This window comes from Pseudoduganella buxea, from assembly GCF_009720835.1.
Taxonomy (GTDB): domain Bacteria; phylum Pseudomonadota; class Gammaproteobacteria; order Burkholderiales; family Burkholderiaceae_D; genus Rugamonas; species Rugamonas buxea.
Genome location: NZ_WNKZ01000140.1, coordinates 1 through 9969 on the forward strand (window position 1 = coordinate 1; position 9969 = coordinate 9969).

11 protein-coding genes and 1 riboswitch are annotated in these 9969 nt (G+C 67.1%); of the genes, 9 read left to right on the plus strand and 2 right to left on the minus strand.

From position 1 onward, the window contains the following. Both GM672_RS26050 and GM672_RS26055 read right to left on the minus strand, forming a co-directional pair. Positions 1–516: PAS domain-containing protein (locus GM672_RS26050; RefSeq protein ID WP_155473434.1), on the minus strand; the 516-nt coding region annotated here is incomplete at its 3' end. Positions 517–709: 193 nt separating this feature from the next. Then, on the minus strand, positions 710–1345 hold the full coding sequence (locus GM672_RS26055; RefSeq protein WP_155473435.1) for a hypothetical protein: 636 nt from the start codon (positions 1343–1345) through the stop codon (positions 710–712). A 145-nt stretch (positions 1346–1490) separates the two neighbouring features. Further along, a riboswitch (TPP riboswitch) is annotated at positions 1491–1593 on the plus strand. 68 nt (positions 1594–1661) lie between these two features. On the opposite strand from GM672_RS26055, the gene thiC reads away from it, so the two are divergent. From thiC to GM672_RS26100, 9 genes are all read left to right on the plus strand, one after another. Further along, positions 1662–3557 carry a phosphomethylpyrimidine synthase ThiC gene (gene thiC, locus GM672_RS26060; RefSeq protein WP_155473436.1) on the plus strand — a complete coding sequence of 632 codons (1896 nt, stop codon included), beginning with the start codon at positions 1662–1664 and terminating at the stop codon, positions 3555–3557. A 7-nt stretch (positions 3558–3564) separates the two neighbouring features. Then, positions 3565–3792 carry a sulfur carrier protein ThiS gene (gene thiS, locus GM672_RS26065; RefSeq protein WP_229417957.1) on the plus strand — a complete coding sequence of 76 codons (228 nt, stop codon included), beginning with the start codon at positions 3565–3567 and terminating at the stop codon, positions 3790–3792. A 14-nt stretch (positions 3793–3806) separates the two neighbouring features. Beyond that, positions 3807–4610, plus strand: coding sequence for a thiazole synthase (locus GM672_RS26070; protein WP_155473437.1), 804 nt, complete (start codon positions 3807–3809; stop codon positions 4608–4610). Further along, entirely contained in the window at positions 4607–5383 is a 777-nt protein-coding gene (gene thiD / locus GM672_RS26075) for a bifunctional hydroxymethylpyrimidine kinase/phosphomethylpyrimidine kinase (protein ID WP_308807470.1), read from the plus strand. Before GM672_RS26070 ends, thiD begins: the two co-directional genes overlap by 4 nt. Before the next feature lie 33 nt (positions 5384–5416). Then, the gene (gene thiE, locus GM672_RS26080) at positions 5417–6070 is read left to right on the plus strand and encodes a thiamine phosphate synthase (protein ID WP_229417958.1); all 654 of its coding nucleotides are present in this window, start codon (positions 5417–5419) and stop codon (positions 6068–6070) included. Positions 6071–6133: 63 nt separating this feature from the next. After that, complete coding sequence (locus GM672_RS26085) at positions 6134–6763, plus strand: ANTAR domain-containing response regulator (protein WP_155473438.1); 630 nt, start codon at positions 6134–6136, stop codon at positions 6761–6763. A 163-nt stretch (positions 6764–6926) separates the two neighbouring features. After that, on the plus strand, positions 6927–7391 hold the full coding sequence (locus GM672_RS26090) for a response regulator (protein ID WP_229417959.1): 465 nt from the start codon (positions 6927–6929) through the stop codon (positions 7389–7391). A gap of 135 nt (positions 7392–7526) precedes the next feature. Further along, positions 7527–8633, plus strand: a complete 1107-nt coding sequence (locus GM672_RS26095) for an S-(hydroxymethyl)glutathione dehydrogenase/class III alcohol dehydrogenase (RefSeq protein WP_155473439.1) — start codon at positions 7527–7529, stop codon at positions 8631–8633. Positions 8634–8848: 215 nt separating this feature from the next. After that, a partial coding sequence (locus GM672_RS26100; protein WP_170300256.1) for a M56 family metallopeptidase occupies positions 8849–9969 on the plus strand: 1121 nt, incomplete at its 3' end.

The window sequence follows — 9969 nt, forward strand, 5'->3', positions numbered from 1 at the left end:
GGACAGCGCCAGGCGCGCCGCCAGCGACAGGCGCGTCTTCGCGCACAGGGTCGCCAGCAGGCCGCCGCCGACCACCTTGCCGCGCACCACGCGCAGGCCGCGGGGATTGCCGTTGCGCAGTTCCGCATACGCCGCCTCGGCCTGCGCCACCATCGCGCGGCTCGGCGTCGTGCGCACCGACATATAACCCACCGGCGTGCCGTTCTCGATCACGGGCGTCACATTGGCCAGCACCCAGTAGTAATCCCCGTTCTTGCAGCGGTTCTTCACCATGCCCGTCCACGGCAGGCCCTGGCGGATCGTGGTCCACAGGTCGGCAAAGGCGGCGGCCGGCATGTCCGGGTGGCGCACGATGTTCTGCGGCGCGCCGATCAGCTCTTCTTCCGTGAAGCCGGAAACTTCGATGAAATACGGATTGGCGTAATCGATATTGCCCTTCAAGTCGGTCGTCGAAACGATCGTCTTGCCGGCGTCGAGGAGGTATTCGTTCTGGGTGACAGGGCCATTGCTCCGCATGGGTCGCTCGCTAAAGTAGTCGGTAGGGGAAAGCACGTTCGATGAACATGCGCGGCGTCGCGGTCGCTGGGAGACGGGATTCGGATGGGAGGCATCCGGCACGGCTGGGGTGGGGCCGTGTGTGATAACAGCTTATCAGATTGCCATACGGAAAGTATAGTGGGATGTCTGCATGAAGCAACAATCCGGCGGCTCAGCGGCCCCCGGCAGTGCAGACGGCGCTCCACGCCACCAGTTCATTGCGCGACTTGCGCACGGCGATGCGGGCTTCCTCGCCGATGTCGTTCTCGAACACCAGCACGGGCAGGCCGTCCCTGGCCCGGTCCAGCGCCCGCAAGCGGTAGCCTCGGGAACGGGCCGGGGCGCAGCTGGTATTGCCGGCCATGAGCAGGCGCGCGTTGTTCAGCAGGGTGGGGTGCTGCTGGATCAGCACCAGCATTTCCATGTCCGGCAGGGGCGCCAGCAGCTCGATGGGCGTTTCGGGCTGCGCGTCGCAGCGGCTCCCGTGGTGCACCCACACCAGCTGCTTCGGCGCTGCCGCGCTCCAGCGCCGCGCCTTGGCATCGTAGTCGAACGCCTCGCGCGCCTGGCGGCACAGGGGCAGCACGGCGCGTTGGGCCGGGCCGTCGACGGTGGCGGAAACGTGCCGCCGGCCCTTCACGGACGTCACGGCGAACTGCGGCCGCAGCAGGCCGCCCGTCGCATGGCTGGCGCTGTAGAAGTCGAAGAACGCGGCCTGCTCCTTGTCCGTCACGGGGGCGGGCGGGGCCGCCATTGCCGCCGCCGTCGTTGCCATCCACATCCCCGCCACCACCCGCTTTGCCCGCATGCCTGTCCTGGTATTGATTGTCGATACTGTTGTCAAATGTGTCGCGGATCTGCCACCGTCGTCGAAATTATAGGCCAATGTGCCCTTTTCATAAGTTCTTGCAGCGCGCATAATGCGAGCGCTGCCGACACACCAAGGTGCCGGCGGCACACGCTAGGGGTCCTGTGCATGGCGACATGCGCGGGTGAGAAATACCCTCCGAACCTGATCTGGATAATGCCAGCGAAGGGAAGCTTTTGGATGTGCCGCCGCGCGACTTCGCCCGGCGCACGGCCTGACCTCCTTTGCTGGCTCCTGTAGCCGCCAAGGAGCCAAAATGAATGCCCACCCGAATCAACTTCAGCAGCGCTTCCTCGCCAGTACTGCCGAGGTCGACAGCGCCGCCGTCGCGCCGCTGCCCAACTCCCGCAAGATCTACGTCACCGGCAGCCGCCCGGACCTGCGCGTGCCGATGCGCGAAATCACCCAGTCCGACACGTCCGCCTCGTTCGGCCACGAGCCGAATCCGCCCATTTCCGTGTACGACACGTCCGGGCCCTACACCGACCCGGAAGCGGCCATCGACATCCGCGCGGGCCTGGCGCCGCTGCGCGCCGGCTGGATCGCCGAACGTGGCGACAGCGAGGAACTGCCCGGACCCACCTCCGAATACGGCCAGGCGCGCCTGGCCGACGCCGCCCTGGCTGAACTGCGCTTCAACCTGCACCGCAAGCCGCGCCGCGCCACCGGCGACGCTTGCGTGACGCAGATGCATTACGCCCGCCGCGGCATCGTCACGCCGGAGATGGAATTCGTCGCCATCCGCGAGAACCTGCGCCGCCGCGAGTACCTTGAAGAAATGCGCAATACGGGCCCGCTGGGCCAGCGCATGGCGGACCTGATCGGCCGCCAGCATCCGGGCCAGTCCTTCGGCGCGTCGATCCCGGACGAGATCACGCCCGAATTCGTGCGCGAGGAAATCGCCCGGGGCCGCGCCATCATTCCGGCCAATATCAACCACCCGGAACTGGAGCCGATGATCATCGGCCGCAATTTCCTCGTCAAGGTCAATGCCAATATCGGCAACTCGGCCGTCACCTCGTCGATCGGCGAGGAAGTGGAGAAGATGACGTGGGCCATCCGCTGGGGCGGCGATACGGTGATGGACCTCTCCACCGGCAAGCACATTCACGAAACGCGCGAATGGATCGTGCGCAACAGCCCCGTCCCCATCGGCACCGTGCCGATCTACCAGGCGCTGGAAAAGGTCAACGGAAAGGCCGAGGACCTGACGTGGGAGATCTTCCGCGACACCCTGATCGAACAGGCCGAGCAGGGCGTCGACTACTTCACCATCCACGCCGGCGTGCTGCTGCGCTACGTGCCGCTGACGGCGTCGCGCCTGACGGGCATCGTCTCGCGCGGCGGCTCGATCATGGCCAAGTGGTGCCTGGCGCACCACCAGGAGAACTTCCTGTACACGCACTTCGAGGATATCTGCAAGATCATGAAGGCGTATGACGTGTCGTTCAGCCTGGGCGACGGCCTGCGCCCCGGCTCCATCTACGACGCCAATGACGCGGCCCAGCTGGGCGAACTGAAGACCCTGGGCGAACTGACCCAGGTGGCGTGGAAGCACGACGTGCAGGTGATGATCGAAGGCCCCGGCCACGTGCCGATGCAGCTGATCAAGGAGAACATGGACCTGCAGCTGGAGCAGTGCGGCGAGGCGCCGTTCTACACGCTGGGCCCCTTGACCACCGATATCGCACCCGGCTACGACCACATCACTTCGGGCATCGGCGCCGCGCAGATCGGCTGGTACGGTACGGCCATGCTGTGCTACGTGACGCCGAAGGAGCACCTGGGCCTGCCGAACAAGGACGACGTCAAGGAAGGCATGATCACCTACAAGATCGCCGCCCATGCGGCCGACCTGGCCAAGGGGCATCCGGGCGCGCAGATCCGCGACAACGCGCTGTCCAAGGCGCGCTTCGAATTCCGCTGGGAAGACCAGTTCAATATCGGCCTCGATCCGGACCGGGCCCGCTCGTACCACGACGAGACCTTGCCGAAGGACTCTTCCAAGGTGGCGCACTTCTGCTCCATGTGCGGCCCGCACTTCTGCTCGATGAAGATCACGCAGGAAGTGCGCGACTACGCTGCGAAGGGCATGCAGGAGAAGGCGGTGGAATTCGTCAAGCAGGGCGCCCGCATCTACAGCAAGGCGTGAGGCTGACATGAACGAGATGAAGATCGAAATGAACATCGAGATCGAAGTCAATGGCGCGCCGCGCCAGGTGGCGCCGGGCCAGACCCTGCACCAGCTGGTGCAGGCGCTGGAGCTGGAAGGCCAGGCGCTGGCGCTGGCCGTCAACCGCGCCGTGGTGCCGCGCCAGCGCTGGCATGAGGTCACGCTGCAAGGGCGCGACCAGGTCGATATCGTGCGCGCCATCGGCGGCGGCTGAACAAGGAAAATGAAATGAGCGAACAATCGAAGGACCTGCTGACCATCGCGGGGAAGGAGTACAAGTCGCGCCTGCTGGTGGGCAGCGGCAAATACAGGGACCTGCCGCAAACGCGGGCGGCCACCGACGCGGCCGGGGCCGAGATCATCACGGTGGCGATCCGGCGCGTCAATATCGGCCAGGACCCGAACGCACCGAGCCTGCTGGACGTGCTGCCGCCGTCCGAGTACACCATCCTGCCCAACACGGCGGGCTGCTACAACGCCAAGGACGCCGTCTACACACTGCAACTGGCACGCGAGCTGCTGAACGGCCACAAGCTGGTCAAGCTCGAAGTGCTGGGCGACGAGAAGACACTGTTCCCGAACATGCCGGAAACACTGGTGGCGGCCAGGGAGCTGGTCAAGGACGGCTTCGACGTGATGGTCTACTGCAGCGACGATCCGATCCAGGCGCGCATGCTGGAAGATATCGGCGTCGTGGCCGTGATGCCGCTCGCATCGCTGATCGGCTCGGGCATGGGCATCCTCAATCCGTGGAACCTGTCGCTGATCATCGAGCAGGCGCGCGTGCCGGTGCTGGTCGATGCCGGCGTCGGCACGGCGTCCGACGCGGCCATCGCAATGGAACTGGGTTGCGACGGTGTGCTGATGAACACGGCCATCGCGGCGGCGCAGGACCCGGTGCGCATGGCCAATGCGATGCGACTGGCCGTGCAGGCGGGGCGCGAGGCCTACCTGGCCGGGCGCATGCCGCGCCGCTTCGCGGCATCGCCGTCGTCGCCGATGGCGGGCAGGGTGGCAGGCAGCCCGGCATGAGCATGCGCCCGTGCGTGCTGGTGTTCGCCGGCTTCGATCCGTCCGGTGGCGCCGGCGTGGGTGCCGACGCCCAGGCCATCGCCTCGGTCGGCAGCCATGCGCTGTCGGTCGTCACGGCGCTGACGGTGCAGGATCACAACCGCGTCCACGAGGTCATCCCCGTGACGCCGGATGTGCTGCTGCGCCAGGCCAGGGCCTTGACGGCGGCGTGCCGCATCGGCGCCGTCAAGATCGGCATTCCCGGCAGTGTCGAGAACGCACGGGCCATCGCGGCGACCATCGCCGAACTGCGCGCCGCCAGCGGCTTCGTTCCCGTCGTGCTGGACCCGGTATTGGCCAGCGGCCATGGCGACAGCCTGGCACGGGGCAATGCCCTCGATGCGCTGGCGCCGCTCTTGCCGCTGGCAACGGTACTCACGCCCAACGGGCCGGAAGCGGCGGCGCTGGCCGCGCACTTCGGCAGCGCCGACGAAGACGCTGCCAGGGGATTGCGCGCGCTCGGCTGCGAGCACGTGCTGGTGACGGGCGGGCACGGCACGGGCGACGAAGTCGTCAACCGCTGGACCGGTCCCACCCAGCGGCAGCATTGGAGCTGGCCGCGGCTTCCGGGCAGCTACCACGGCAGCGGCTGCACCTTGGCCTCGGCGCTGGCGGGCCTGCTGGCCCAGGATTGCCCGCTGCCGCAGGCGCTGGCGCGGGCGCAGGCCTACACCCATGCGGCGCTGGCCGCCGCCTACACCATCGGTCCCGGGCAGCGGATGCCGCTGCGCTGACCACCCGCGGACCTCCATTCACAAGGAATCATCATGCAAGCAACCCTGCGGGGACTTTACGTCGTCACCCCCGACTGGAACGACACGGACCGGCTGCTGGCTGCCACCGGCGAGGCCCTGGCGGCCGGCGCCGCGCTGCTGCAGTACCGCCACAAGGAAGCCACGCCCGAACTGCGGCGCGAGCAGGCCGGCGCGCTGCTGGCGCTGTGCCGCCGCCACGGCGTGCCGTTCATCGTCAACGACCACCTGGCGCTGTGCCAGGAACTCGATGCCGACGGCGTGCACGTGGGCGGCACGGACGCCTCGGTGCTGGCCGCGCGCACCGCGCTGGGGCCGGGCAAGATCGTCGGCGCCTCCTGCTACGGCGAACTGCTGCGCGCCATCGACGCCCAGATGGCCGGCGCCAGCTACGTCGCCTTCGGCGGCTTCTATCCTTCGCGCGTGAAGAAGTATGCCGTGACGACCCAGCCCAGCATCCTCGAAGGAGCGCGCGCGGCCGGCGTGACGGTGCCGGCCGTCGTTATCGGCGGCATGACGCCGGCCAATGCGGCCGTGCTGGTGTCGGCCGGCGCGGACATGGTGGCGGCGATCAGCATCGTCTACGGCACGGGCGAGGCGGGCAGCGTGGCGCCGGCGGTACAGGCCTTCACGGAACTGTTCGCGCAAGGGGCGCTTTCGGGACGATAAAGCCGCCGCGCCCTGCGTTCCGCTTTATAATCGGCCCATCACAACATGCCGATTTGCTCAGCCATGACTCCAACTGCGACCGCCAAGCGTCTGATCCTGATTGTCGACGACGATCAATTACTTGCGGAGTTCCTCAGCGTGATCCTGCAGAATGCGGGCTACGAGACCATGCAGGCCCATTCGGCCGACCATGCCTTGAAGCTGGTGGCCGAGCGCGAGCCGGACATGGCGCTGCTGGACATCCATATGCCGGGCATGTCCGGCCTGGAGCTGGCCAAGCAGCTGAACCGGGAAACGTCGGTGCCATTCATGTTCCTGTCCGGCCGCGGCGATGCGGATGCGGGCAAGCAGGCGGCGGCCTATGGCGCCGTCGGTTTCGTCGTCAAGCCCGTCGATGAAAAGCACCTGATGCCGGCCTTCGAGGCGGGCCTGGCGCGGGCGGACGAAATCCGCCAGCTGCGCCGCACGGAGCTGAACCTGAACGCGGCGCTGGCGGCCGGCCGGGAAACCAGCCTGGCCGTGGGCCTGTTGATGTGCAAGTTCCAGACGGACCGCAACACGGCCTTCGAAGTGCTGCGCGACCATGCCCGCTCGAGCCGGCGCAAGGTCAACGAGGTGGCGGACCAGCTGCTGGCGGCAGAAGAAACGCTGAACAGCCTGCATGCGGCGTTTTATTCACGCGTCAAGAAATAAATGTTTCCCAGCCGCACTTTGTAGATTGAAAGTGCGTTAGACTGTCCCCGTGACGCGGCTTTCGCCGCGCGCATCACCGGCTCCCGCCCCGTCCCCTGCGGCGCCGTCCTGATTTCGGCCCAGCTCCGCCGACCTGCATCCTGGTTTCCGTCGACCCCGCATCATGCGGCGTACCGAAGCCCAGGCCCTGCGCCCCACCGATCGCGGAGAGTTGACGATGAACATGAACGACGCCCTGGAGGCCTGCAAGCCCCTGCCTCCTGCACCCCAGCTGCTGCATATCGATGCCGATGACACGGCGGCCGTCATCCTGGCCACCCTGCTGGTCCCTGAAATCCGCGTCACCCGCGCCGCCTCGCTGGCCGAAGCGGAACTGCTGGTAGCGCGCCAGGATTTCGCCCTGATCGTGCTCGACCCGGACCTGCCGGACGGCGACGGCCAGACACTGCTGCGCGCGATGCGGGAGCAGGGCCAGCACACGCCGGTGCTGCTGTATTCGGCCCGCCAGCCCAGCCTGCACCACCAGGCCCACGCCTTCCTGCCCAAGCCCTGGACGTCGCCACGCCAGCTGTGGCAAGCGACCTGCCGGCTGCTGCAGCTCGACCTCGCCAGCGCCGCCGCCCGCTGAGCAACTCGGCCCCAACCGGTCGGTCCGCTGCAGCGGACCCCGATTCTTGGGCAATTCGGCCGCCCTGGGTTGGCGCCAGCGGCAGCGAGGCGGCGTTTGTTATGATGGCGCTTTATCACATCACTGGATATTGCGATGAAGACCAAGGCAGCAGTAGCATGGAAGGCGGGCGCACCGCTGACGATCGAGGAAGTGGAACTGGGCGGGCCCCGCGAGGGCGAAGTGCTGGTCGAGATCAAGGCGACGGGCATCTGCCACACGGATTACTACACCCTGTCCGGCGCCGATCCGGAAGGCATCTTCCCCGCCATCCTCGGCCATGAAGGCGCCGGCGTCGTCGTCGACGTGGGCCCGGGCGTGAAGAGCCTGAAAAAGGACGACCACGTCATTCCCCTGTACACGCCGGAATGCCGGCAGTGCAAATTCTGCCTGTCGCAGAAGACCAACCTGTGCCAGGCGATCCGCTCGACCCAGGGCCGCGGCCTGATGCCCGATGCGACCAGCCGCTTCTCCATCGACGGCAAGCCCATCTTCCACTACATGGGCACGTCCACGTTCTCGAACTACATCGTCGTGCCGGAAATCGCGCTGGCGAAAATCCGCGAGGACGCGCCGTTCGACAAGGTCTGCTACATCGGCTGCGGCGTCACCACGGGCGTGGGCGCCGTGCTGTTCACGGCCAAGGTGGAGGCGGGCGCCAATGTCGTCGTGTTCGGCCTGGGCGGCATTGGCCTGAACGTGATCCAGGCGGCAAAGATGGTGGGCGCGGACAAGATCATCGGCGTCGACATCAATCCGGGCCGTGAAGCGATGGCGCGCAAGTTCGGCATGACCCATTTCATCAATCCGAACGACGTCGAAAATGTCGTCGACACGATTATCCAGCTGACGGACGGCGGCGCCGACTACAGCTTCGAGTGCGTCGGCAACACGACCCTGATGCGCCAGGCCCTCGAGTGCTGCCACAAGGGCTGGGGCAAGTCGATCATCATCGGCGTGGCCGCGGCCGGCCAGGAAATCTCGACACGGCCGTTCCAGCTCGTCACGGGGCGCGAGTGGAAGGGTTCGGCCTTCGGCGGCGCGCGCGGTCGTACGGATGTGCCGAAGATCGTCGACTGGTACATGGACGGCAAGCTCAATATCGACGACCTGATCACCCACAAGCTGTCGCTGGACCAGATCAACGAAGGCTTCGACCTGATGAAGTCGGGCGAATCGATCCGCTCCGTCGTCATGTACTAACTGAAGCAATAAGCGAAGCGGGGTGGCCCGGCCGCCCCGTTTTTTTCCCGCCCGGGCCGTCCATCCGGCCGTCTGTCGCACGCCCCACCTTCCCGCACCGCATCGGCGTTACAGTCAGGTCTCGACTGCCGTCTCGAAGTAGACAAAAACTTCTAGACAAGATGTTCTAGATCACTTATCCTGCTTTCAACCCCACACTCCTTGCCGGATGCGCCATGACTGACCTGCTCGACACCCTGACCGGCGCCATCGGCTGGTCGCTGCTGCACTTTCTCTGGCAAGGCCTGCTGATCGGCTGGGCGGCGGCGCTGGCCCTGCACCTGTTGCGCAACCGCAGCGCCCAGGCCCGGTATGCCGTCGCGTGCGGTGCCCTGTTGCTGTGCGCCGCGCTGCCGCTGGGCAGCATCGCGTGGCGCGTGGCGGCGCAACTGGACGGCCATGCGATGCCCGTGCCCGTCGATCCGCTGCTGGTGGTCGTGGGCGCCACTGTGGACGGTATCGGCGCGGCCGATGCCGACGACATGACGTCCCTGGAATATATGCTGCGCCGGCAACTGCCCTGGCTGGTGCTGCTGTGGGCGGGCGGCGCCGCGCTGATGACCTTGCGCCTGTCGCTGGGCTTGCAGTGGGTGCGGCAGCGCACCTTGGCCGGCCATTACCGGCTCGATGCGGCATGGCAGGCGCGGCTCGATGCGATGGCGCGGCGGTTCGGCATCCGGCGCCCGGTCCGGCTGGGCGTCTCCGGCGAAGACCTGGAAGGGCCGATGACGGCCGGCTGCTGGCGGCCCATCGTGCTGCTGCCCGCCTCGCTCGTCACGGGCATGCCGCCGGACCTGCTGGAAGCCTTGCTGGCGCATGAACTGGCCCACATCCGGCGCCACGATTATTTCGTCAACCTGGTCCAGAGCGCCATCGAGATCCTGCTGTTCTATCACCCCACCGTCTGGCGCCTGTCGCAGCGCATCCGCATCGAGCGGGAACAGGTTGCCGACGACCTGGCTGCCGGCATGCTGGGCGAGCCGCGCCGGCTGGCCCGCGCCTTGGCCGAGCTGGACAAGTTCCAATTCTCGACGTCACACTTTGCCCCTGCGGCACACGGAGGAGATCTCATGTCCCGAATCAAACGCCTGCTGCGGCCGAGTGCGCAGCCCCTCGGCTGGAAGATGGCCGCGCCCCTGCTGGGCCTGTGCACGGCCTGCTTCATGCTGTATGCCCATGCCCGCCCGGCCGACCCGGCACCGGCGGGAACGTCGCTGGGAACGCCGGCCGCCGTGAAGGCCCAGGCAGCCCAGGCCGAGCGCGCTGCGGCACGGGCGGAACGGGCGGCGGCGCAGGC